Raw genomic sequence first — 23,681 nt, forward strand, 5'->3', positions numbered from 1 at the left:
CGCGCGTCGCGGCCCGTGGAGCGGATTCTCACGAGTCGATCCGGCCCGGACCCGCCCCGCATCAGCCCCGGCACCGCCTCCCGAACCCTACGGGCTGAGGCGTCGACGCAGCAGCTCGATCCGCTTCTGCAGCTGCGACACGCTCGCCTGCGCGACCGCTGGCCCGCCGCAGATGCGCCGCAGCTCGGTGTGCACCGCGGGGTGCGGATCCCCCGACACCTTCGAGTACATGCCGACGAGGCTGTTGAGGAGCTTGCGCTGCTCCCCCAGGGTTCGGTGCAGCGCCCCGGGCGCCTCCGCCTTCTCGGGCGCGTGCTCGAGGATCCCCTGCTTCGTCGCGCTGCTGCGCGCCTGCCGGGCCTGCCGCTGCTGCAGCACCGCCTTCACCTCGTGCGGTTCGAGCAGACCGGGGAACCCGAGGAACTCGAGCTCCTCCTCGCTCTCCACCTCGGCGTAACCACCGAACTCGGTGCCGTCGAACACGGCGCGGTCGAAGTGTGCGTCGGACCCGAGCGCCTGGTAGACGAAGCCCTCGCCGTCGGCGAGCTCCGAGGACGCCTTGTCCTCGCGCTCGGCCTCGGCCATGAGCGCCGCTTCGGCATCCCACATCTCCTCAGCGCTCTTCGGCCCCTCGAGCACGTGCCCGCGCTCCTTCTCCATCTCCTGCGCGAGCTGCATGAGCGCCGGCACGTTGGGGATGAAGACCGAGGCGACCTCGCCGCGCCTGCGCGAACGCACGAAGCGACCGATCGCCTGGGCGAAGAAGAGCGGGGTGGACGAGCTGGTGGCGTACACGCCGACGGCGAGACGGGGCACGTCGACGCCCTCGGACACCATGCGCACCGCGACCATCCAGCGGGATTCGCCCTTCGAGAACTCGTCGATGCGATCCGAAGCGCCCGCGTCGTCGGACAGGATGAGCGCGACCTGCTCGCCGGTGATCTCGCGGAGCTGCTTCGCGTACGCCTTGGCCGCCGCGTGGTCGGTCGCGATCACGAGCGCACCCGCGTCGGGGATCGAACGCCGCACCTCGCTCAGGCGGCGGTCGGCGGCGCGCAGCACCTGCGAGATCCAGTCGCCGGCGGGATCGAGCGCGGTGCGCCAGGCCTGCGAGGTGACGTCCTTGGTGTTGCCCTCGCCGAGCCGCGCCTCCATCTCCTCGCCCGCGGAGGTCTGCCAGCGCATCTTTCCCGCGTAGACCATGAACACCACGGGACGGACGACGCCGTCGGCGAGCGCGCGACCGTAGCCGTAGTCGTAGTCGGTGACCGAGACCTTCGAGCCGTCGCCCTGCGGCGCGTACGCGACGAACGGGATCGGCGCGTCGTCGGAGCGGAACGGGGTGCCCGTGAGCGAGAGCCGCCGCTTGGCGGTCGCGTAGGCTTCGCGGATCCCGTCGCCCCAGCTCAGCGCGTCGCCGCCGTGGTGCACCTCGTCGAGGATCACGAGCGTGTCGGCGTTCTCGGTGATGAGCCGGTGCTGCACCGGCTTCATGGCGACCTGGGCGTAGGTGACGACGATGCCGTGGTAGTGCGAGCCGTAGCCGAGGCCGTCGCCGTTGGAGTAGTAGGGGTTGAGCCGGATCCCGGCGCGCGCCGCGGCGTCGGCCCACTGGGTCTTGAGGTGCTCGGTGGGCGCGACGACGATCACCTGCGAGACGGTGCGGTTCGCGCGCAGGATCGACGCCAGGCGGAGCGCGAACGTCGTCTTGCCCGCTCCCGGCGTCGCGGAGGCGAGGAAGTCGAGCGGTTCGCGTTCCAGGTACTGGCGAATCGCCTCTTCCTGCCAGGCCCGCAGGGTTCCTGCGGTGCCGTGCGCGGCGCGCTCCGGATATGCCGGGGGCAGGTGTTCGGCTGCGCTCGTGCCCGGCAGGTGGAGGCCGTGGTCCGAGTCAGTCACAACGTTCTAGACTAGCCGGTGCGCCCGGGCGACGTGCCCGGGTTCGCGACCGGCAGACGTCCGACCCCCCGAGTTCGGCGCCGTTGCGCGGTCGTTCCCCGCCGAGCGAGAGGATCCCCGCGATGTCCGACGAACTGGCGAACGATGCGATTCCGCTGGAACTGCCCTGGTCGCGATTCGTCGCGATCGGCGACTCGTTCACCGAGGGCCTCGGCGATCCGGATCCCGAGAGCCCCGGCGGTCTGCGCGGCTGGGCCGATCGCTTCGCGGAGGTGCTCGCGGAGCACGATCCCGAGTTCGCCTACGCGAACCTCGCGGTGCGCGGCAAGCTGATCGGCCAGATCACCGACGAGCAGCTCGACATCGCCCTCGACCTGCGCCCCGACCTCGTGAGCGTCTGCGCCGGCGGCAACGACGTGATCCGCCCCGGCACCGATCCCGACGCGGTGGCCGAGCAGCTCGAGTCGATCCTGTCGCGCCTGCGCGCCACCGGCGCCACCGTGCTCGTCTTCACCGGTGTGGACACCGGGTTCCAGCCCGTCTTCCGGTCGATCCGCGGCAAGGTCGCGATCTTCAACGAGAACGTGCGCAAGGTCGCCCAGCGCCACGACTGCGTCGTCGTCGACCAGTGGGCTCTCGAGGAGCTGCAGGACAGCCGGTACTGGGCGGGCGACCGCCTGCACCTGAACGCCCTGGGCCACCACACGATCGCCCGGGCCGCGCTCGCCGCGCTGAACGTGCCGAACAGCCTCGCCCCGCTCGATCCGCCGCCGCTGCCGGTGCGCACCTGGCGCGAGGCGCGCAAGGAGGACGTGGTCTGGGCGCGCGAGCACCTCGTGCCCTGGGTCATCCGACGCATCAAGCACGTCTCGTCCGGCGACCACATCGAGCCCAAGCGGCCGCAGCCCGGTGCCGTGCACCCGCCGCGGCACGACGCGGACCTCGCGTGACCCCGGCCCCGAGCACGGCACCGGGATCCTCCCCCGGCCGCAGCATCCGGCCGGCGCTCTTCGCGCTCGCCATCGGCGGCTTCGGCATCGGCGCGACCGAGTTCGCCGCGATGGGGCTGCTGCCCGAGCTCGCGGCCGATCTGCTGCCCGAACTGCACCGCAGCGATCCCGACGCGGCGCTCGGCCGCGCGGCGATGCTCGTCTCGGCCTACGCGATCGGCGTCGTCGTGGGCGCCCCGACGCTCGCGGCCTGGCTCGCCCGGTTCCCCCGCCGTCCCGTGCTGATCGCGCTGGCCGGCGCGTTCGCGCTCGCCTCCATCGCGACCGCCGCCGCACCCACCTTCGAGCTCGCGGTGCTCGCACGCTTCGTCTCGGGGCTGCCGCACGGCGCGTACTTCGGCATCGCCGGGCTCGCCGCGGCCGACCTCATGGGGCCGGGCATGCGCGGCCGCGGAGCGGCGTCGGTGCTGCTCGGTCTCGCCGTGTCGAACGTGCTCGGCGTGCCCCTCATCACCGCGATCGGCCACGCGACGAGCTGGCGCGTCGCCGTGCTCACGATCGCTGCGATCTTCGCCGTCGCGACCGTCGCCATCGCGCTGACCCTGCCGCGCGGCGAGCACGGTCCCGGCACCTCCATCCGCACCGAGCTGTCGGCGCTGCGCCGGCCGGGCGTGTGGATCGCCGTCGCGATCGGTTCCATCGGCTTCGCCGGGTTCTTCGCGGTCTACAGCACCGTCGCCTCGCTGACCACGGAGGTCGCCGGGCTGCCCGCGACCGCGGTGCCGTGGCTGCTCGCGGTGGTCGGGCTCGGCATGACCGCGGGCAACCTGCTGGGCGGGAGGCTCGCCGACGGGGGCGCGATCCGCACCCTCATCGGCCTCATGCCCGTCTTCTCCGTGCTGCTCGCCGGTACCGCACTGCTGGCGCCGTTCCCGATCCCCCTCACCATCGGGCTGTTCCTCATCGGCACGGTCGGCTCCGTGATGGTGCCGTCGGTGCAGGTGCGGCTCATGGACGTGGCGGGCGACGCGCACACGCTCGCCGCCGCGCTCAACCACTCGGCCCTGAACATCGGCAACGCCATCGGCGCGGCCGTCGCCGGCGCGCTCATCTCGTCGGGCTGGGGCTTCGTCTCGCCGCTCTGGGCCGGCGCCCTGCTGGGCCTCGTCGGGTTCCTCTGCGCGTGGCTCAGCCGCGCCGTCGAACAGCGGCCGCGCCGATGAGCCGCGGCAGAGCACGGACTGCACGCGGACGCCTCGCCGTCGTGCTGGCCGCGATCGGCACGGCGGCGCTGCTGCTCGGCGCATCCGGCTGCGCGCCCGAGCCGGCACCGGCCCGCCCGAGCTCCAGCGCCCCGAAGCCGACGAAGACGACCCCGCCCCCGCCCACTCTCGAGGAGCTCCGGCACGCCGAAGCCCAGCGCCTCGTGGCCTCGTGGACCCCGCGCGAGCGCGCCGGATCCATCGTGATGGCCGGGTTCGAGGGGACGGACCCGGCGCCGGTGCGCGCATTCGCCGCGCAGCAGCACCTCGGCGGGCTCATCCTCATGGGCGGCAACGTCCCGGGCACCCCGGAGGAATTGCGCGCCCTGACCGCGGGCCTGAGCCCTGACCCGAAACTCCCCGTACTGACCGGCATCGACGAGGAGGGCGGCGAGGTCACCCGCCTGCCGTGGGACGACCTGCCCGGCGCCGGCGAACTCCGATCGCAGCCGCCCGCGCAGACCACCGCCGCCTTCCGCTCACGCGCCGGCCTGCTCCACGACGGCGGCGTGACGGTCAACTTCGGGATCGTCGCCGACGTCACCTCGGACCCGAACAGCTTCATCTTCGGGCGCGTGCTCGGCGAGAACGCCGCCGAGTCCGGCCCCCGCGTCGCGGCCGCCGTCGCAGGCGAGCGCGGACTCGTGGCCTCGACGCTCAAGCACTTCCCCGGGCACGGGGCCGCCCCAGGCGACTCGCACAGCGGGATCCCGCAGACCGACCTCGACCGCGCGAGCTGGCAGCGCAACGAGGCCCCGCCCTTCACCGACGGCATCAGGGCCGGCGCGCAGCTGCTCATGTTCGGGCACCTCGCCTACACCGCGGTCGATGCGAAGCCCGCCTCACTCTCGCCGCTCTGGCATCGGATCGCGCGCGAGGAGCTCGGATTCACCGGCGTCGCCGTGACCGACGACCTCGGCATGCTGCTGTCGTCGGGCGATCCTGCGTACACCGACCCGACGAAGAACGCCGTGGACGCCCTCGCCGCGGGCAACGACCTGCTGCTCATGGTGATCGGCTCGGATCAGGCGACGGCGACCGGCGCGGTCGACGGGATCGTCGCCGCGGTCGCCGCGAAGGCCGTGCCCGAGGCGCGACTGACCGACGCCGCAACGCGCGTCACGGAGCTGCGGCTCGAGCTCGCGGGCTGGAAGCCGCCCGCGAACTGAGCCGCGCCGGATCGGACCGGCGGCGACGCGCCGCCGGTCAGAGCAGTTCGACGAGCTCCGGGGCGATCGCTGCCCGCACGGTTTCGCGGGCCTCCTCCGGGCTCTCCGCGGTGAGCGCGAGTTCGGCGAGCCGCTCGCACTCCTCCAGCGCGTGCGCCGAGAGCGCGAGGCGTACCGCGGGCACTTTGCTCGACGCCATCGAGAGGCTGCCGACGCCGAGGCCCGTGAGCACGAGCGCGAGCAGCGGATCGCCGGCGGATTCCCCGCACACGCCGAGCGGCTTCCCGGCCGCGCGCGCCCCCGAGGCGGCCGCGGCGATCACGTCGAGCACAGCGGGCTGCCAGGGATCGAGCAAGTCGGAGAGCTCTCCCTGCATGCGATCCGCAGCCATCGTGTACTGGGCGAGGTCGTTGGTGCCGAGGCTGCCGAAATCGACCGCGCCGAGCACCTGCTCGGCGCGCAGCGCGGCGGCCGGGACCTCGATCATCACCCCGGCAGAACCGAGTCCTGCGGAGCCGACCCGTTCGGCGAACCAGCGTGCTTCCGCCGCCGTCGCCACCATCGGGGCCATGACCCGCACGTCGGCTCCGGTCGCCTCGGCCGCCGCCGCGAGCGCTTCGAGCTGCGCGTCGAGCAGTTCGGGCCGTGCCTGCGAGAGGCGGAGACCGCGTCGTCCGAGCGCGGGGTTTTCCTCCTCCCCCAGGTCGGCGAAGGCGAGCGGCTTGTCAGCGCCGGCATCGAGAGTGCGGACCACCACGCGCCGCGCACCGAACGGCGCGAAGACCCGCCGGTAGATCTCGGTCTGCTCTTCGACCGTCGGCGCTGCGCCGGCCGAGAGGAAGACGAATTCGGTGCGGAAGAGACCGACTCCCTCGACATCCTGCGCCGCAGCGAGTTCGGCGTCCTCGACGCCCCCGATGTTGGCGAGCAGTGCGACGGGGTGGCCGTCGGCGGTCGCGCCGGGCCCGCGGACCTCGGCGAGCGCGGCGTCGCGCCGTTCGCGCATGCGCCGCTGCGCATCGACGGCACCCGGGTCGGGGTGCAGCACGACGGTACCGCTGTCGCCGTCGATCGCGATCGGGGTGCCGTTCGGGATCGCGGTCGCGTCCGGCAGCTGCACCACGGCGGGGATCCCCATCTGAGCCGCGAGGATGGCGGTGTGGCTGGTGCGTCCACCCGCACGGGTCACGATGCCCAGCACGAGGGATCGATCGAGCGTCGCGGTCTCGGCGGGCGCGAGGTCCTCGGCGACGACGATGCTCGGCTCGGTGAACTCCGGCACTCCGGGGGCCGGTACGCCGAGCACCTCGGCGATCGCGCGCGAGCCCACGTCGCGCAGGTCGGTGACCCGCTCGGCGAAGTAGCCGCCGAGCGCTTCGAACTGCGCGGCGAACTCGTCGATCGAGAGCGCGATGGAGGTCGCGACCCCCTGCCCGGAGCCGAGGTGCTTCGCGACCGCGCGATGCAGGGATCGGTCGCGCGCGATCATGGCGGTGGCCTTCAGCACGTCGCGCGCGGTGGCGTCGGCGTTCATCGCCTTCGCGTCGAGCGCCCCGGCTACGCGCATGAACGCAGCGACCGCCTGTTCGGCGGCCGCGGTCGGATCCGACGCCGCCGCTTCGTTCAGCGGCGGCTCCACCGGCGACGCGACCTGCACGACGGGGCCGGCGGCGGAGCCGGGGCTCACGCCGATGCCCTGTCGGGTCTCCGAAGCCTGTCCCGCTGCGGTCGACCCGCTCGCGTCGCCGGCGGAGGTCACTGGGCGTCCAGGTCAGTGGACAGCAGCTCGACGAGACGGTCGAGCACGGCTTCGGCGTCAGCGCCCTCCGCGGTGAGCACGACCTCTTCGCCGTGCTTCGCGCCCAGCGCCATGACACCGAGGATGCTCCCGGCGTCCACGGCGGCCTCGCCGGGACGACCGATCTCGACCTCGAGCCCGGACTCGCCGACGGCCTCGACGAACAGCGAGGCGGGTCGGGCATGCAGACCGACGGACGAAGCGATGGTGACGGAACGGGTTGCCATGATGACTCCTCTGTACGGGGTGTTCGGGTGGGACGGCCGCCCTGCGACGGCCGTGCGATGGTTCGGTTCAGGCCGCGATCGGCACGGTTGCCGCGGTCCTGGCGTTGGCTCGGCGGGCTGCCGCGCCCTTCAGGACGATCACGAGGGCGGCCGTCACGAGGACGCCGGCGGCGAGCGCCGCGACGAACAGCAGCGGTTGGCCGATGAGCGGCAGCACCCAAATGCCGCCGTGCGGTGCGCGGAGCGTCGCACCGAAGAGCATGACGAGGCCGCCGGTCACGGCGGACCCGATGGTCGAGGCGACGATGATGCGGATGGGATCGGCCGCGGCGAACGGGATGGCGCCCTCCGAGATGAAGGAGGCTCCGAGCAGCCAGGCCGCCTTGCCGTTCTCACGCTCGGGAGCGGAGAACAGTCGGGGTCGCACGGCCGTGGCGAGTGCGAGAGCGAGGGGCGCCACCATGCCCGCGGCCATGACCGCGGCCATGATCTTCAGCTGCGGTGCGTCCATCGCGGCGCCCGCGGCCGAGAGCCCGGCCGTTGCGAAGCCGTAGGCCACCTTGTTCACGGGGCCGCCGAGGTCGAAGCCCATCATCGCTCCGAGGATCAGTCCGAGCACGAGCACGCCCGCGCCGGTGAGGCCGTTCAGTCCGTCGTTCATGGCGGTCATGAGTCCCACTATGGGGCGACCGAGCACCGTGATGAAGAGGCCGGCGGTGAGCAGGGTCGACAGCAGCGGGATGACGACGACGGGCATGACGCCCCGCACGCCCTTGTGCACCTTCCAGCTCGAGATCCACCTGGCGAGCGCGCCCGCGAGCAGGCCTGTGACGATGCCGCCGAGGAATCCGGCGTTCATGCTCGTGGCGATCGCGCCGCCCACGATGCCGGGCACGAGACCCGGCCGGTCGGCGATCGCGAAGGCGATGTAGCCCGAGAGGATCGGGACGAGGAATCCGAAGGATGCCGAGCCGATCACGAAGCAGAGCGCCGCCCACGAGGTGAGGCTCGTCACATCGAAGTGCTGGGCGATGTTGAACTCGTCGGAGCTCGTCAGGCCGTACTTGACGATCTCGATCGCACCGCGCTCCCCCAGAGCGACCTGGGCGAGCATGAACGAGAGGGCGATGAGGATGCCGCCGGCTGCCACGAACGGGATCATGTACGAGACGCCCGTCATGAGCCACTGACGCAGCCGGGTGCCCGCACCGACCTTCTGCTCGGCATCGGCGTCGGGAGCCGCGCCGGCGGCGGCCTCTCCCGCGGCCCGCTCGGCGCGCTCGGGATCCGCCGCCCACGTTGCCGCCAGCTCGGCTGCCTGCTCGAGCAGTCGGGGCCCGTCGGAGATCGCCTGCTTCACCCCGACGTCGACGGTGGGCTTGCCCGCGAACCGCGCGCGATCCTTCACCTCGACGTCGTGCGCGAACACGACCGCATCGGCTGCGGCGATCTGCGCGGCGGTGAGCGGGGTCGACCCCGCGGAGCCCTGGGTCTCGACCGCGATCTCGTGTCCGGCCTCGCGCGCGGCGTTCTCGAGCGCCTCTGCCGCCATGTAGGTGTGGGCGATGCCCGTGGGGCACGAGGTGACCGCGACGAAGCGCAGGGGACGCTCGGCTGCGCGCTCCGCCGGAGCGGGATCCGCGACGGATGCGGGATCGGCAGCGTTCTCGGCTGGGGTCGGAGCCGGATCGAGCCGCACGTGCTCGTCGACGATGGCCACGACCTCGGCGGAGCTCTCCGCGGCGAGCAGCGCCGCGCGGAAGTCCTCGCGCATCAGGGCGCGAGCCAGCTGCGGCAGCACCTGCATGTGCGCGTCGCCCCCGTCGGCGGGCGCTGCGATGAGGAACACGAGCCGAGCCGGGCCGTCCTTCGCGCCCCAGTCGATCCCGTCCTCGGCGATCCGGCCGAACACGAGCGAGGGCTCGGTGATCGCCGCGCTGCGCGCGTGCGGGATCCCGATACCACCCGGGAGCCCGGTCGCCATCTTCGACTCGCGCTCGCGCAGGTCCGCGATGAAGACCTCGAGGTCGGTGCAGCGACCGGTCGCCACGAGGCGTTCCGCGAGCGCACGGGTCGCTTCGTGCCGGTCGGCACCGGTGAGGTCGAGCACCACCTGCTCGTCACTGATGAGTGGCATGTCGATTCCTTTCGGGATTCGGTTCGGGTCCGGCGCGTCGCCGGTTCAGTCGTTCAGGGGCAGCTCGCGCTGCAGGGTGCGGCTTCGTTCGACCTCGATGTCGAGCAGGTCGGCCGGGCCGGGGACCTCGGTTCCGGGGAGCCGCACCGCAGCGGCGCCCCATCGCACCCCCGTCGAGAGCGCATCAGCCGGGGCTTCTCCGCGGTCGAGGCCGAGCAGGAGCCCGGCGAGCATGCAGTCCCCCGCACCGACGGTCGAGACCGGGTCGGAGATGATCGCCCGCGCGTGCACGGCTTCGTCGGCGGTGATCAGCACCGCACCGTCCCGCCCGAGGCTGACCGCCACGAACTCGATGCCTGAGGCGACCAGCTCCCGGCCGGTATCGACGACGGCGCCGAGCGTATCGAGGGGCCGGCCCACGAGCTCCGCGAGCTCCTCGCGGTTGGGCTTGATGAGCGTCGGCACCGCGGCGACCGCGGCGGCGAACGCCGCACCTGAGGAATCGATGGCGACCCGTGCCCCTCGCGCTCGCGCTTCACGGACGAGGACGGCGTAGAGGGAGTCCGGCGCCCCCGGCGGCAGGCTGCCGCATCCGGCGATCCATGCGCCGGATTCGAGGTCGCCGAGCGCCGCTTCGAGCAGCGCATCGACATCGGCCGGCTCGAGCGCCGGACCGGCCTCGTTGAGCTTCGTCGTCGTGCCGTCGGGCTCGAGCACGCTGACGTTCATGCGCGTGCTCCCCGTGATCGGCACGATCCGGCTCGCCGCGCCGGTGCGTGCGAGGAGGACTTCGAAGAGCGCGCCCTCCGGACCGCCGGAGGGGACCACGATGAGGGCGTCGCCGCCCATCGCGGTCAGAGCTCGCCCGACGTTGACGCCCTTGCCGCCGGGATCCACCCGTGACGAATCGGCGCGCAGCACCTGGCCGCGGTCCAGCGTCTCGACCGTCACCGCCCGATCCACGCTCGGGTTCGGGGTCAGCGCGACGATCATGCCGTCACCACCGTCGGGCCCGCCGCCCGGAGCTCCTCGGCGAGGTCGCCGTCGAGGTCGGTGTCGGTGATCACGAGGTCGATCTCGTCGAGCGCTGCGAAGCGGGTGAGGTGCGCGCGACCCGCCTTGCTGGAGTCGGCGACCAGAACGGTCGTGCGCGATGCCAGCACCATCGCCCGCTTCACCGCGGCCTCCTCCTGATCCGGAGTGGTGAGTCCGCGCTGCGCGTCGAAGCCGTTGGCTCCGAAGAAGCCGACGTCGACGGTGAGCTCGGCGAGCGCCTCGCAGGTCCATCGCCCGACGGCTGCGCCGGTGACCGGCCGCACCCGTCCGCCGAGCTGCATCAGCTCGATGCCGGGCTTCGCGGACAGCGCGGCGCCGATCATGAGGCTGTTGGTGATGACCGTGCACTCGGCGTCGGCGGGGAGCGCCTGCGCGATCGCGAGCGTGCTCGTCCCGGAGTCGAGCAGCACGGTGCCGCCCGCCGGAATCTCTTCGAGAGCGCGAAGCGCGATCCGCTGCTTGACCGCGGCACGTCGGCCGATCCGCACGTCGAGACCGACCTCGGGCTCGACCCGGTCGACGGGGATCGCACCGCCGTGGACCCGCTGCAGCAGGCCGCGGCGTTCGAGTGCCGTGAGGTCACGGCGGATCGTCTCGGTGGAGACGTCGAGCTGCTCGGCGAGCGCGCCCACTTCGGCGCGTCCGTCGGCGCGCGCCGAAGTCAGGATCAGCTGCTGGCGTTCTGCGGCGTACACGAAACGCTCCTCCCGTCGTTGCGTGGCGTTCATCCAACAGTGCCACACGAACGGGAGAATACGCAACTAAAACCACATTGGTTTTATGTTGCTTATGTGGGATCCGGCGTCCACACCCACGGCTCCCTCGGCAGCAGATCCGGATCGAATCGGGTGAGCAACCGCTCGGTCGAGACCGATTCCCCCGGCGACGCGAGCGCCAGCGATTCGGCCAGACGCGAGCGCACGCGCTCCACCCCGATGCCGTGCGCCTGCAGCTCGCGCAGCGTCACCGCGCCGTCCCGCTTCGCGAGGCGCGCACCGCTCGGCCCCAGCACGAGCGGCACGTGCGCGTATTCCACCGCGGGCGGCGCCGGCAGGCCCAGCAGGCGCTGCAGCACGATCTGCCGCGGCGTCGAGGACGCGAGGTCGTCCCCGCGCACGACCTGGTCCACCCCCATCGAGGCATCGTCGACCACGACCGCCAGGTTGTACGCCACGGCGCCGTCTCCACGGCGCAGCACGAGATCGTCCACGACACCGGTCACCCGGCCCATGAGCCGATCATCGAACGCGAGCTGCCCCGCGCCCTCCGGAACCCGGAGGCGGAGCGCCGGCAGCCGCGGCAGGATCCGCTCGCGCGCGGCGGCGCGCTCGGCCTCGTTCCGATCGCGACAGGTCCCCGGGTACGCGCCGGGCGGCGCGTGCGGTGCGGTCGGCGCGGCGAGGATGTCCCGCCGCGTGCAGGTGCACTCGTAGACCAGGCCCCGCTCCGCCAGCTCCGCGATCGCTGCATCGTGGTCGTCGCCGCGCTCGGTCTGCAGCACCGCGGGCCCGTCCCAGTCGATGCCGAGCTCGGCGAGGTCCTCCAGCTGGCGATCCGCCGCGCCCGCATCGCGACCCCGGTCGAGGTCCTCGATCCGCATGAGGAACCCGCGCCCGCTCGACCGCGCGAACAGCCAGGCGAGCAGCGCGGTGCGCAGATTGCCCAGGTGCAGGTCGCCCGACGGGCTCGGCGCGTAGCGGCCTGCACTCATCCCACGTGCACCCAGGGTCGCTGCGTGATGTCGGGCACCGCGATGCGCAGCACCTCGCGGGTCATCGGAGCGATCTCGCCCTCGCCGAAGAGCAGGAAGCGCGCGAAGTTCGAGGCCGGGTTGCCCTCGGTCCAGCGGAAGTAGATGTGCGGGGCCTGCCCGGTGCGATCGCGCAGATCGATGAGCACCGAGGCGAGGCTGTTCGGCACCGAGCTGCCGCGCAGCGACAGCACGCGGTGGCCGTAGCGCTCGTCGCCGACGACGTAGATCTCGTCCTCGAAGTCGGAGCTGTCGCCGATCGTCACCTCGATGAACCAGGCGTCCTCCCCGACGAAGCGGTGCGCCGCCTGCGCGTGCTTGAGCTTCTCGGCGTAGCGCTCGGGCCTGGCGTGCTTCGGATCGTGCGCGATCAGTTGGATCGGCCGGCCCGAATCGACGGCCTCGCGCACCCAGGATTCGACCAGCGGATCGAGCTGCACCGTCGTCGCCCGCAGCTCGATGGAACGGACCACGCGGGAGACGAAGCTGACCACGAGGATCCCGAGGATGAAGCACGCCGCGATCTTGATACCGTCGGGGCGCTCGATGATGTTCGCGATCGTCGTGTACAGGAACACCAGGGTCACGATCCCGAAGCCGATGGTCTTGCCGCGCTCGCGCTTGCCCCGCGCCGAGAGCGTCACCGCGACCGCCGCCGAGGTCATCAGCACCAGCACGCCGGTGGCGTAGGCTCCGCCCTGATCGTCGACGCTGGCCTGGAAGATGATCGTGATGAGGAACGCGACGCACGTGAATACGATCACGAGCGGACGGATCGCGCGGGCCCAGCGCGGCGCCATGCCGTAGTGCGGCAGGTAGCGCGGCACCAGGTTCAGCAGGCCGGCCATCGCCGAGGCCCCCGCGAACCACAGGATCGCGATGGTGATCACGTCGTAGACCGTGCCGAACCCGTCGCCCAGGAACTGGTGCGCGAGGTACGCGAGGGCTCGGCCGTTCGCCTTGCCGCCGGGCTGGAACTCCTCCTGCGGGATCAGCACGACCGTCGCGATCGACGAGGTCACGAGGAACGCGCTCATGATGAGCGCCGAGGTGGTCAGCAGGCGGTGGGCGCCTTTGACGCGTGCGCGCAGGGTCGCTTCGGGGTCTCCCTGCTCGCCGCGGATCTGCGGCATGACGGCGACACCGGTCTCGAAGCCCGAGAGCCCCAGCGCGAGCTTCGGGAACACGATGAGCGCGATCGCGATGATCATCCACGGATCGCCGTGCTGCGTCGTGAGCGCGGTCCACCAGTCGCCCACCTTCAGCGGAGTCTGCAGGATATGCGCGAGGGCGACGACGAGCACGACCGCGTTGATGAGCAGGAAGCCGCCGACGAGCACCGTCGCGATGCGGATCGCCTCGGTGAAGCCGCGCAGGAACACGACGCCGAGCCCCGCCAGCAGCGCGAGGGTGATGATGACCTGCTGCCCCTGCAGGAAGTCGGGGGCGAACGGGTTCTCGATCGCGTGCGCCGTCGCATCCGCGGCCGACAGGGTCATGGTGATCATGAAGTCGGTCGCGGCGAAGCCGAGCAGCGCGAGCACCGCGAGCTTGCCGCCCCACTTGGGCAGCAGCTTCGAGAGCATCGCGATCGATCCGGCACCGTTCGGGCTCTCGCGCGCCACGCGACGGTACACGGGGAGCGCGCCGAACAGCGTGATCGCCACGAGCAGCAGGGTCGCGAGCGGGGCGATCAGGCCCGCCGCGAGCGCCGCGATCGCCGGCTGGTAGCCGAGCGTCGAGAAGTAGTCCAGTCCGGTGAGGCACATGACCCGCCACCAGGGCGCTCCGCGCCCGACCGCCTTGCCGTGGGGGCCGGTGTGCTCGCCGGCCTTCTCGGCGGTATCGGTCAGCAGCCAACGGCGCAGACGGGACCCGGCGCCGTCTGCCGGTTTGGAGGGCTCCTCGAGCGGAGTGTGCGTAGTCACGCGGTCACATTACTCCAGTTTTCGCGTCGCGTACGTCACTGATCGTCGGAAACCGTCGTGCCGTTCGCGGCACCTCTCGTCATTTGCGTCGGAACATGCCAGCATGCACCTATGGGCTTTCTCATCTATGGCGGTACTCAGGAGTTCGAGTTCGATGATCGGACGCTCGCGCACTTGAAGGTCGCCATCACCACCAAGCTCCGTCGCCAGGAGAGCTTCCTCATGAGCTGGGTGCACCCGGCCGAGCGCGGAGGCGGGCGGCTGTCGGTGTGGCTCGCGCCGAGCATCCCGTTGGTGTTCCGTTTCTCAGGCAGCCGTCCGCCGCAGCTCAACCGGCACTGGATCGAGGTCCTCACCGAGCACTCGCACACCGCACGCGGTCTGCTGGTGCTGACCGAGACCGACGCCGCGAAGCAGACGGTGGAGCAGTTCTAGAACCATGGGATACCTCCACTACAGCGGCATGGAGAGTTTCGCGTTCGACGACCGCCTGCTCACCCACCTGCGCACCGTCGTGCTCGGCAAGCTGAAGCGCCAGGAGAGCCTCATACTCACCTGGACGCGAGACGGACAGCAGCACAGCATCTGGTTGCACCCGACCGTCCCGATCCACTTCGAGTTCGAGGCCGAGACCACCGAGGAGCTGAACCCGCTGTGGATCGAGCAGCTGGCCTCCCTCGCCAATTCGCCGGGCGGCCTCCGCTGCGTCGAGGAGCCGCCGCGCAAGGCGTGACCTGGCACCGGTCAGGCGCTCCCGGGGAGTCCGCGGACCTCGCCCCCGAACCTACGCCGCAGGTCCTTCTCCGGGGATCACCTCGACAGGGCTCTCCGGCTGCGGTGCCCTTCGCGCCCGGAGCTCCGCGGGACCGAGCCGGTAGAACACTGCGAGCGCGCGGCGCATGCTGGCGCTGGAACCGAATCCGGCACGCAGCGCGATCTCGGTCGCGCCGAGGCCGCCGAACCCCGGATCCTGCAGCAGGGAACGCGCCACCCGAGCCCGTTCCTTCCGCAGCTCCGCGGCCACCGAGCTCCCGCCGGCCGCGAAGATCTCCTGCAAGTAGCGCAGCGACACCCCGACCCCGCTCGCGATCCGTTCCGGGTCCAGTCGCGGGTCCGCACCGTCGCTCCGGATCAGGGCGAGAGCGCGATCCCGGATCCCGGCCTGCCGATCCTCCAGCTCCCATCCGCCGCCCTGCCGATGGCGCAGCACGGCCCCGGCCATCTCGAGCACCGTTCGGGCGATGAGCCGCGCGTCGGCCTCGGACGCCTCCTGCTCGCTCCGTACCGACTGCGAGAGCAGCACGGCGAGCGAGCGCTCCGAGAGCGTCAGCTCCTCATGGATGCTGACCCGGTCGTCGAGCGTCGGCGTGTGCACGAGCAGCGCCTGACGCGGGATCCGCGCGACGACGAACCGCCACGGTCCGGCCAGGCGGACCCGGTTCGGCAGGCCGCTCGGCGCGATCATGAGCGGCCCCCGCGACGCGCACCAGACGCCGCCGTCGAGATACTCGAACTCGCCCTGCTGCACGAAGAGCAGATCGATCGTCGGGAGATCCGGCCGGATCGGCCGCCGTTCGAACTCGGATCCCGTCCCTTCGGCCTCGACGATGAGCACGGGGCCGAACGCCCGCGCCTTCGCGGTCATGCCGAGCGGTCCGTCGACACCGCGCACCCCTTCGTCGCCGAGCTCGCGCTCTCCGAAGCGGGTAATGGATCGGTCGGGCAGGCCCTCGATCCTCGGCGCGCTCTGTCGTTCCACGGAGCGACAGTATCAGCCGCGCGATCCCGCCGACCAGCGTATGCCGGCACGGATCGGCGGCGCCTCCGACCCGCGGGCGGGCGCTCGGCCCGCAGTCGGGTCGCGCCGGTTCCTTCGCGCCGCGGGAGCGCATTCTTCAGGCCCGGAAACGACAGAAGGTCCGGCTTTCGCCGGACCTTCTGTTCTTGAGTGGATCTGAGGGGACTCGAACCCCTGACCCCCTGCATGCCATGCAGGTGCGCTACCAGCTGCGCCACAGACCCGTGGAAGTCGGACGAATTCTCCCCCGACAACTCTTCTACTTTACATCACCCTCGGGGGTCGAACGCAAATCGGCAGCCCGTTCCAGGATCCCGCGCGTGTCGATCACCGGGCAGTCGCTCCACAGACGCTCGAGCTGGTAGAACTCGCGCTCCTCCTGGTGGAAGACGTGCACGATGAGGCCGCCGAAGTCGAGCAGCACCCAGCGTCCGCCCTCGCGTCCCTCGCGTCGCACGGTGCGCACGCCGGACTCGTTTAGCGCGTCCTCGATCGCGTCGGAGATCGCCTGCACGTTGCGCTCGACGCTGCCCGTCAGGAGCAGGAAGGCATCGGCGTAGGGGAAGAACTCCCCCACGTCGAGTGCGACAGGCTCGGTCGCGCCCTTCGCGTCGGCCGCGAGGACCGCGGTCTCGAGAGTGTTGAGAACGTCAGTGGTGTCGCTCACGCGTCCCTTTCAATGGGTGTGGTTGGAAAAACTGAGGGGGCGTCGGCGATCAGCCGAACATCCCGTTGCTCGCGCCCCAGATCAAGAGCCCGACGACGCCGATCAGCAGCACGCCGCCGGCCGACATGAGAACGATCGGCAGCGTCTTGGTTCCGCGCTTGTTCTCGTTGACCACGGCCACCGAGTGGGCGGAACGGGCGCTGACGGCGCGGGCCGCCGACACCGGAGAGGCGCCGTGCGGGTCGCTCGGTGCCGCCTCGCGGCTGACCTCCTCGGCCGCATCGACGTCGATCGAGTCGTGCATCGCCGCGTGGCCGCCGGTCTCGCCCAGCGACTTCGGCAGCTCGATGGACCCGGTGAGGAACAGGTCGCCGGTCGCGCCGAGCGGACCGGTGAGCTCGCTGGTCTCGGGCATCGAGGGCAGGATCAGCGCCGACGTGTTGGTCGTGCTGGCCGCCCCCTCCTGCGCCACGGCGCGGGAGATGAGGTCCTCGAAGTCGCCGGATCCCTGCCCCGCCTGGCCCATGCGGGCGCGGTGAACGGCCGGATCGTCGAAGACCGACATGCCGTCGTCGAGCGGGACGATGTCGGGGAACGAGTAGGCGGTGCGCGCCGACTGCGGCGCCGCGGGCGTCGCCGGAGTCGGCTCGGCGGGACGAGCCTCCGGCTCGGGCTCGGCCTCGGGAGCCGCCTCGGGCGCGGCCTCCGGCTGCGCGGGTGCCGGTGCGGCAGGGGCCGCAGCGGGCTCGGGCTCGGGCGCGGTGAAAGCCGGGGGCGCGAACGCGGCGGGCATGGCCGGAGCGGCGTCCTGCGAGGCGGCCTCGTCCGCAGCCGGAGCGGCTGCCTCTTCGGCGGCGCCGTCCTGCTTCTTCTTCCAGCCGAGCTTGCGCTTCTTGGGCTTCGCGGGCGCGGCCTGCTCGGCAGCGGGCTCCGCTGCCGGCTCGGCATCGGCCGCCTGAGCGGTCTCCTCGGCGACCTGCGCGGTGGCCTGTCCGACCATCGCATCGAAATCGAGTCCGGCGGTCTCGGGAGCGCGCTCCTCGGGCCAGCTGCCCGAGGCCTCGGCGATCTCGGCGATCGAGAACGCCTGCGTCGCCGCCGGATCGACCGGTTCCTGCTCGGCGCGGACCGCTGCTTCGGGAGCCGCGGGCACCCCTGCAGGAGCCTCAGCGGCATCCTCGGGAGCCTCGTCCGTGTCGGCGGGAGCCTCTTCGGCCGGGTGCGGCTCGACCTCGACGGAATCCATCACGATCGTCGCGGGAGCGGCGGGAGTCGCGTCGGGGGTCTCGGACTCGATGATCTCCGCTGCGACGGTCTCGAGCGTCGGCTCGGCCGGCGCCTCGGTCACGGCGATCTCGGTCGGCACCGGAGCAGCGGGCGCAGGGGCGACGTGCTCCGGCTCGGCCTGCTCCGACGCGACGTGCTCGGGAGCTGTCGACTCGGGGGCGGCGGATTCGGCCTCGGCGGCGGCCTCGGCGGCGGCAGCCTCGGCCGCAGCAGCGTGCTCGACGGCCGCAGCCTCCATCTCCGCGCGCGCTCGATCGCGCAGTTCACGGATCTCGCGTCGGCTTCGCGGGCGCCCGTCCGGGTCCGTCGGAGAGATCTCGATCTCGTCCGCGGGGTCGGTGGCGTCGGTCGCCTGCTGCTCGGCCGCGACCGCAGCCGCTTCCGCGGCGGCCGCAGGGGCGTCGACGGTCGGCATGGAGCCGGTCTCGCCCAGGGCCTGCAGCCGACGCTCGCGCCGGGTCAGGGCGGGTGTCTCGTCGTGCTCGCTCATCGGTCAGTCGCTTCCATCGGTGTACAGTTCGTGCTTGGCAATGTATTGCACGACTCCGTCGGGCACGAGGTACCACACCGGATAGCCGCGCGCGACTCGACTTCTGCAGTCGGTCGACGAGATCGCCAGCGCAGGGACTTCTAGCAAGCTTACGTGCTCGCCCGACAAACCGGAAAGCGAGAGCTCGTGACCGGGCCGTGAAACCGCAATGAAGTGAGCGAGTTCCCAGAGTCGGTCGACGTCCTTCCAGCTCAGGATCTGCTCGACCGCGTCGGCCCCCGAGATGAAGAACAGTTCGGCGTCGGGATAGATCGCACGCAGATCGCGGAGCGTATCGACCGTGTAGGTCGGCCCCTCGCGGTCGACATCGACGCGGCTCACGCGGAACCGAGGATTCGACGCCGTAGCGATCACCGTCATCAGGTAGCGGTGCTCGCTCTCGGTCACCCGGGTCTTCTGCCACGGGCGCCCGGTCGGCACGAACACGACCTCATCGAGGTCGAAGCTCTGCGCGACCTCGCTCGCAGCCACCAGGTGGCCGTGGTGAATCGGATCGAACGTGCCGCCCATCACCCCGATGCGGCGGCTTCGGTGCTCCACCGGCTCAGTGATGCTGGGCATCACCATGCTCGCGAGCGTACGCCTCCGCCTTCTCGGCGTGGCGGTTCGCGACGTCGCGGAAGCTGAAGGTCACGATGGCGAGCGCCGTGAAGATGCCGAAGACGATGACCCCGAAGAGCGGTGCCGGCATGGGCAGCTCGTTGACAACGTGCGAAGAACCCTCGGCTGCTGCGGCGACCGTGGCGAGAAGTGACATCTGACGTCCTCTACTGTGCGAGCAAATGGATAGTTGGCAAACAGTCTATCGGTTTCCGCTCAGCGGATCTGACCGGACCCGCGGACGAGCCACTTCGTGCTGGTGAGTTCGGGCAGGCCCATCGGTCCGCGCGCGTGCAGCTTCTGCGTCGAGATCCCGACCTCGGCCCCGAAGCCGAACTCGCCGCCGTCGGTGAACCGCGTCGAGGCGTTGACCATCACGGCGGCCGAATCGACCTCCGCGAGGAAGCGCTCCGCGTTCGCGTAGTCCTGCGTGACGATCGACTCCGTGTGCCGGGTCGAATAGCGCTCGATGTGCGCGAGCGCCTCGTCGAGGGAATCCACGACGCGGACGCCCATGACGAGGGCCAGGTGCTCGGTGCTCCACTCGGCCTCCCCCGCCGGCAGGATCTCCTCGGAGAATCCGCGTGCCGCCTCGTCCCCGTTCAGCGTGACGCCCGCCGCGATCAGATCGGCGGCGAGGCGCGGCAGGAGGCGTTCCGCGGCGTCCCGATGCACCAGCAGGGTTTCCGCGGCGTTGCAGACGCTCGGCCGGTGGGTCTTCGCGTTCCGCACGATGGCCGCGGCCATCTCCTCGTCCGCGCTCGCGTCCACGAACACGTGCACGATCCCCGCACCGGTCTCGATGACCGGCACCGTCGATTCCTGGACCACGGTCGAGATGAGGCCGGCGCTGCCGCGCGGGATCAGCACGTCGACGTAGCCGCGGGCCCGCATGAGGCGGGATGCGCCCTCGCGCCCGAACTCGTCGATCGTCTGCACGGCGTCGCCGTCGAGTCCGACGGACGTCACCGCGCGCTGGATCACGTCGACCAGGACCGCGTTGGAGCTCTCCGCAGCGCTGCCGCCGCGGAGCACGACGCCGTTGCCGCTCTTGAGCGAGAGCGCCGCGATGTCGACGGTCACGTTGGGCCGAGCTTCGTAGATCGCACCGATCACGCCGAAGGGCACGCGGACCTGACTGATCCGGATCCCGTTCGCCAGCGTGCTGCCCCGCACCACCTGGCCGACCGGGTCGGGCAGGGCGATGACGTCGCGCACCGCTGCAGCGAGGCCCCGCAGGCGGGTCTCGTCGAGCAGGAGGCGATCCAGCAGACCGGCGTCCAGGCCGTTCTCGCGTCCGCGCTGCAGGTCCTCGGCGTTGGCCGCGACGATGCCCGGGATCGCCTGCTCGATGCCGACGGCGATCGCCTCCAGCGCTGCGTCCTTCGACGCGGTCGTCGCGGTGGCGAGACGCTTCGCGCCCGAACGCGCGCGCTCGAGTCGGTCGATGAAGGGGTCGTTCAGCACGCTCATCGGGCCAGACTATCGCGCCTCGACGGGAGACGGGCCGCCGATGCCGTGCCGTTACGCGGTCGGTTCGGGCTCGCGCGCGCCGAACCAGGTCCCGTGATCCGCACCGTCGAGCACGGCGGGCAGCAGCCGCGTCTCGGTCAGCAGCACCTCGGTCCCCGCATCCGCGGCGAGCCGGGCCGCCTGCACCTTGGTCGCGGCGCCTCCCGTACCCCAGCCCGACTGGGTCTCACCGATCTCGACGCCCTCGAGCCGGTCCCCGTAGGCGACCTCCGCGATGCGGGTCGCCCCGGCCACCGCGGGCGGGGCGGTGTAGAGCGCGTCCACGTCGGAGAGCAGGACGAGGCGGTCGGCGCCGATGAGGCGCGCCACCAGCGCGGCCAGTCGGTCGTTGTCGCCGAAGCGGATCTCGTGCGTCGCCACGGTGTCGTTCTCGTTGATGATCGGGAGGATCCCGAGCTGCAGCAGGCGCTCGAGCGCCCGCTTGGCGTTGCCGCGGTGGGTCGGGTTGTCGAGGTCGTGCGCGGTGAGCAGCACCTGTCCGGCGACGATCTCGTGCGTCGTGAGCGCCCGCTGGTAGCGGTTCACCAGGATGTTCTGCCCGACCGCGGCGGCGGCCTGCTGGGTCGCGAGATCGTCGGGACGCTCCTCCAGTTTGAGGAACGGCACACCGGTCGCGATCGCACCGCTGGAGACGAGGATCACCTCGGCGCCCGCGGCGTGCAGCCGGGCCAGCGAGTCGACCAGGTGCGGGATCTGGGCGGCGTTGTCGCCGCTGACCGAGGAGGAGCCGACCTTGACGACGACGCGCCGCCCGGTCAGCAGCCACTCGGCGCGGCTCATGCCTCGTCGCTCCACATGCCGGCCTTGCGCTCGCGCTCGAGTTCCGCGCGGGCCTCGGCCTTGGCATCCATGAGCGTGTGGTATTCCTCACGACGCTCGTTGTTGGTGCGGCGCTTGTTCTGCTCCACGCGCAGATCGGTGCCGCGGGCACCCATCTGCACCTCGGCCGCGCTCGTGAGCGTGGGCTCCCAGTCGAAGATCACGCCGGAGCCCGGGCCGATCACCACGGTCGATCCGGCGACCGCGCCGGCCTTGACCAGCCCGTCTTCGATGCCGAGCTTGTTGAGGCGATCCGCCAGGTAGCCGACGGCCTCGTCGTTCGTGAAGTCGGTCTGCGCGACCCAGCGCTCGGGCTTCGTACCCAGGATGCGGTAGAGCGTGCCGTAGCTGCCGCCCTCGGCGCGCACGGTGAAGCCGCCCTCGTTGACGGGCTTCGGCTGCAGCACGATCCGAGGCTGATCGATCTCGTCCTGCAGCGCCTCGGCGCGAGCGGTCTCGACCAGCTCGGCCATGGCGAACGAGAGCTCGCGCAGACCGGCGTGCGACGCGGCCGAGATCTCGAACACGCGGTAGCCCATGGCCTCCAGCTCGGGACGCACGAACTCGGCGAGCTCGCGGGCCTCGGGCACGTCGACCTTGTTGAGCGCGATCAGCTGCGGACGGTCCAGCAGCGGCACCTGGCCCTCGGGGACCGGGTAGGCGGCGAGCTCGGCCTTGATCACCTCGAGGTCGGAGAGCGGATCGCGGCCCGGCTCGAGCGTCGCGCAGTCGAGCACGTGCAGCAGGGCGCTGCAGCGCTCGACATGGCGGAGGAAGTCGAGGCCGAGGCCCTTGCCCTCGCTCGCGCCCTCGATGAGGCCGGGGACGTCCGCGACGGTGAAGCGGTGATCCCCCACCTGCACGACGCCGAGGTTGGGGTGCAGCGTGGTGAACGGATAGTCCGCGATCTTCGGCTTCGCCGCGCTGAGCGCCGCGATCAGGCTCGACTTGCCCGCGGAGGGGTAGCCGACGAGGGCGACGTCCGCGATGGTCTTGAGCTCGAGGGTGATGCTGCCGGCCCACCCTTCGGTGCCGAGCAGCGCGAAGCCGGGAGCCTTGCGCTTGGTGCTGGCGAGCGAGTGGTTGCCGAGGCCGCCGATGCCGCCGTGGGCGACGACGTAGCGAGTGCCGGGCTCGGTGAGGTCGATGAGGGTCTCCCCTGCGTCGTCCTTCACGACGGTGCCGATCGGGACCGAGAGGGTCATCTCGGCGCCGTTGGTGCCCGCGCGGTAGTCGCCGGCGCCGTAGCCGCCGTTCTCGGCGCTGCGGTGGGGCCGGCGATGGTAGTCGAGCAGCGTGGTGACCTGGGGGTCCGCCAGCAGTACGATGTCGCCGCCGTGCCCGCCGTTGCCGCCGTCGGGGCCCGCCAGGGGCTTGAACTTCTCCCGTCGGATCGATACGCAGCCGTTGCCGCCCCGCCCGGCCTGCAGGTGCACCTGCACCCGGTCAACAAACGTCACCATGCTGCGTTCCTCACGTCAGATTCAAAAGCCCGAAAATACGGCAAAGGGCGAGCCGAAGCCCGCCCTTGCCAAGTGCTGCCGAGTGTTAGGCGGCTGCGGTCACGATGTTGACGACCTTGCGGCCGCCCTTCGCGCCGAACTCCACCGCGCCTGCGGCGAGAGCGAAGAGGGTGTCGTCGCCACCGCGGCCGACGTTGGCGCCCGGGTGGAAGTGGGTGCCGCGCTGACGCACGATGATCTCGCCGGCGTTCACCTGCTGACCGCCGAAGCGCTTCACGCCAAGACGCTGTGCGTTCGAGTCGCGACCGTTACGGGTCGAGCTCGCGCCCTTCTTATGTGCCATGAGTCTCTAGTCTCCTTGTTTCGGGAAGCCGGGGGCTACTTGATGCCCGTGACCTTGATGCGGGTGAGATCCTGGCGGTGACCCTGACGCGACTTGTAGCCGGTCTTGTTCTTGTACCGCTGGATCACGATCTTGGGGCCGCGGAGGTCCTCGAGGACCTCTGCAGTCACCTTGACCTTGGCGAGCTTGGCGGCGTCGGTGGTCACCTGGTCGCCGTCGACGAGCAGCACGGCGGGCAGCTCGATCTTGTCCTTGGCGTCAGCCGAAAGACGGTTCACCGTGATGATCGAGCCAACCTCGACCTTCTCCTGCCGTCCGCTGGTGCGCACTACTGCGTAAACCACTTGTCACCCTTTTCCTGAGGATCGTCTTACGTATCCGAACCGCGACGCTGAAATCGCCGTTCGTGGTCTGCGGGGCGAACGTTCTCGCTGCTCCGCACTGT

23 protein-coding genes and 1 tRNA gene are annotated in these 23,681 nt (G+C 71.3%); 5 read left to right on the forward strand and 19 right to left on the reverse strand.

Annotated elements, in window-relative coordinates; all coding sequences use genetic code 11:
* Positions 1-87 precede the first annotated feature (87 nt).
* Positions 88-1,899 (reverse strand): DEAD/DEAH box helicase, encoded by a 1,812-nt coding sequence (locus XM48_RS13590; protein WP_046456374.1) that lies wholly within the window; start codon positions 1,897-1,899, stop codon positions 88-90.
* A 122-nt stretch (positions 1,900-2,021) separates the two neighbouring features.
* Here XM48_RS13590 and XM48_RS13595 point away from each other — a divergent pair, with 122 nt between their 5' ends.
* The 3 genes from XM48_RS13595 to XM48_RS13605 are packed head-to-tail and all read left to right on the forward strand — an operon-like array spanning position 2,022 to position 5,280.
* Positions 2,022-2,849: an SGNH/GDSL hydrolase family protein gene (locus XM48_RS13595; RefSeq protein WP_046456375.1), complete on the forward strand. Its 828-nt coding sequence runs from the start codon at positions 2,022-2,024 to the stop codon at positions 2,847-2,849.
* Positions 2,846-4,072 (forward strand): MFS transporter, encoded by a 1,227-nt coding sequence (locus XM48_RS13600; protein WP_046456376.1) that lies wholly within the window; start codon positions 2,846-2,848, stop codon positions 4,070-4,072. Before XM48_RS13595 ends, XM48_RS13600 begins: the two co-directional genes overlap by 4 nt.
* Entirely contained in the window at positions 4,069-5,280 is a 1,212-nt protein-coding gene (locus tag XM48_RS13605) for a glycoside hydrolase family 3 N-terminal domain-containing protein (RefSeq protein WP_046456377.1), read from the forward strand. The genes XM48_RS13600 and XM48_RS13605 overlap by 4 nt, the downstream gene beginning before the upstream one ends.
* A 37-nt stretch (positions 5,281-5,317) precedes the next feature.
* On the opposite strand, the gene ptsP is transcribed toward XM48_RS13605, so the two are convergent.
* The 7 genes from ptsP to XM48_RS13640 form a co-directional block, all read right to left on the reverse strand.
* Entirely contained in the window at positions 5,318-6,967 is a 1,650-nt protein-coding gene (gene ptsP / locus XM48_RS13610; protein WP_231580884.1) for a phosphoenolpyruvate--protein phosphotransferase, read from the reverse strand.
* Positions 6,968-7,035: 68 nt separating this feature from the next.
* Positions 7,036-7,305 (reverse strand): HPr family phosphocarrier protein, encoded by a 270-nt coding sequence (locus XM48_RS13615; RefSeq protein ID WP_046456378.1) that lies wholly within the window; start codon positions 7,303-7,305, stop codon positions 7,036-7,038.
* A 67-nt stretch (positions 7,306-7,372) separates the two neighbouring features.
* A complete protein-coding gene (locus XM48_RS13620; RefSeq protein WP_046456379.1) occupies positions 7,373-9,442 on the reverse strand; it encodes a fructose-specific PTS transporter subunit EIIC in 2,070 nt (689 codons plus the stop codon).
* Positions 9,443-9,487: 45 nt separating this feature from the next.
* A complete protein-coding gene (gene pfkB, locus XM48_RS13625) occupies positions 9,488-10,435 on the reverse strand; it encodes a 1-phosphofructokinase (RefSeq protein ID WP_046456380.1) in 948 nt (315 codons plus the stop codon).
* On the reverse strand, positions 10,432-11,193 hold the full coding sequence (locus XM48_RS13630) for a DeoR/GlpR family DNA-binding transcription regulator (protein ID WP_046456381.1): 762 nt from the start codon (positions 11,191-11,193) through the stop codon (positions 10,432-10,434). Before XM48_RS13630 ends, pfkB begins: the two co-directional genes overlap by 4 nt.
* 92 nt (positions 11,194-11,285) lie before the next feature.
* Positions 11,286-12,209 (reverse strand): tRNA glutamyl-Q(34) synthetase GluQRS, encoded by a 924-nt coding sequence (gene gluQRS / locus XM48_RS13635; protein ID WP_046456382.1) that lies wholly within the window; start codon positions 12,207-12,209, stop codon positions 11,286-11,288.
* Entirely contained in the window at positions 12,206-14,017 is a 1,812-nt protein-coding gene (locus tag XM48_RS13640; protein ID WP_046456411.1) for an amino acid transporter, read from the reverse strand. The genes gluQRS and XM48_RS13640 overlap by 4 nt, the downstream gene beginning before the upstream one ends.
* A gap of 270 nt (positions 14,018-14,287) precedes the next feature.
* Here XM48_RS13640 and XM48_RS13645 point away from each other — a divergent pair, with 270 nt between their 5' ends.
* Together XM48_RS13645 and XM48_RS13650 are read left to right on the forward strand one after the other, a co-directional pair.
* Complete coding sequence (locus tag XM48_RS13645) at positions 14,288-14,611, forward strand: hypothetical protein (RefSeq protein ID WP_046456383.1); 324 nt, start codon at positions 14,288-14,290, stop codon at positions 14,609-14,611.
* Between the two features lie 4 nt (positions 14,612-14,615).
* The gene (locus tag XM48_RS13650; protein WP_046456384.1) at positions 14,616-14,909 is read left to right on the forward strand and encodes a hypothetical protein; all 294 of its coding nucleotides are present in this window, start codon (positions 14,616-14,618) and stop codon (positions 14,907-14,909) included.
* 51 nt (positions 14,910-14,960) lie between these two features.
* Here the strand turns inward: XM48_RS13650 and XM48_RS17095 are convergent, their stop codons facing one another.
* From XM48_RS17095 to rplU, 11 genes are all read right to left on the reverse strand, one after another.
* Positions 14,961-15,935, reverse strand: coding sequence for an AraC family transcriptional regulator (locus XM48_RS17095; RefSeq protein ID WP_052961519.1), 975 nt, complete (start codon positions 15,933-15,935; stop codon positions 14,961-14,963).
* Positions 15,936-16,125: 190 nt separating this feature from the next.
* Positions 16,126-16,198 (reverse strand) — tRNA-Ala (locus tag XM48_RS13660).
* Positions 16,199-16,233: 35 nt separating this feature from the next.
* On the reverse strand, positions 16,234-16,641 hold the full coding sequence (gene rsfS, locus XM48_RS13665) for a ribosome silencing factor (protein WP_046456385.1): 408 nt from the start codon (positions 16,639-16,641) through the stop codon (positions 16,234-16,236).
* A 49-nt stretch (positions 16,642-16,690) separates the two neighbouring features.
* A complete protein-coding gene (locus XM48_RS17100) occupies positions 16,691-18,418 on the reverse strand; it encodes a hypothetical protein (RefSeq protein ID WP_052961520.1) in 1,728 nt (575 codons plus the stop codon).
* A 3-nt stretch (positions 18,419-18,421) separates the two neighbouring features.
* A complete protein-coding gene (nadD, locus tag XM48_RS13675; protein WP_084821185.1) occupies positions 18,422-19,039 on the reverse strand; it encodes a nicotinate-nucleotide adenylyltransferase in 618 nt (205 codons plus the stop codon).
* Positions 19,023-19,235 (reverse strand): hypothetical protein, encoded by a 213-nt coding sequence (locus XM48_RS13680; protein ID WP_046456387.1) that lies wholly within the window; start codon positions 19,233-19,235, stop codon positions 19,023-19,025. Before XM48_RS13680 ends, nadD begins: the two co-directional genes overlap by 17 nt.
* A gap of 59 nt (positions 19,236-19,294) precedes the next feature.
* A complete protein-coding gene (locus XM48_RS13685; protein ID WP_046456388.1) occupies positions 19,295-20,551 on the reverse strand; it encodes a glutamate-5-semialdehyde dehydrogenase in 1,257 nt (418 codons plus the stop codon).
* A gap of 51 nt (positions 20,552-20,602) precedes the next feature.
* The gene (proB, locus tag XM48_RS13690) at positions 20,603-21,391 is read right to left on the reverse strand and encodes a glutamate 5-kinase (RefSeq protein WP_046456389.1); all 789 of its coding nucleotides are present in this window, start codon (positions 21,389-21,391) and stop codon (positions 20,603-20,605) included.
* The gene (gene obgE / locus XM48_RS13695; RefSeq protein ID WP_046456390.1) at positions 21,388-22,893 is read right to left on the reverse strand and encodes a GTPase ObgE; all 1,506 of its coding nucleotides are present in this window, start codon (positions 22,891-22,893) and stop codon (positions 21,388-21,390) included. The genes proB and obgE overlap by 4 nt, the downstream gene beginning before the upstream one ends.
* Before the next feature lie 85 nt (positions 22,894-22,978).
* A complete protein-coding gene (gene rpmA / locus XM48_RS13700) occupies positions 22,979-23,236 on the reverse strand; it encodes a 50S ribosomal protein L27 (RefSeq protein WP_046456391.1) in 258 nt (85 codons plus the stop codon).
* 35 nt (positions 23,237-23,271) lie between these two features.
* Positions 23,272-23,580: a 50S ribosomal protein L21 gene (gene rplU, locus XM48_RS13705; RefSeq protein ID WP_046456392.1), complete on the reverse strand. Its 309-nt coding sequence runs from the start codon at positions 23,578-23,580 to the stop codon at positions 23,272-23,274.
* Positions 23,581-23,681 lie beyond the last annotated feature (101 nt).

It is taken from the genome of Leucobacter sp. Ag1, assembly GCF_000980875.1.
GTDB classification, from domain to species: Bacteria; Actinomycetota; Actinomycetes; order Actinomycetales; family Microbacteriaceae; genus Leucobacter; species Leucobacter iarius.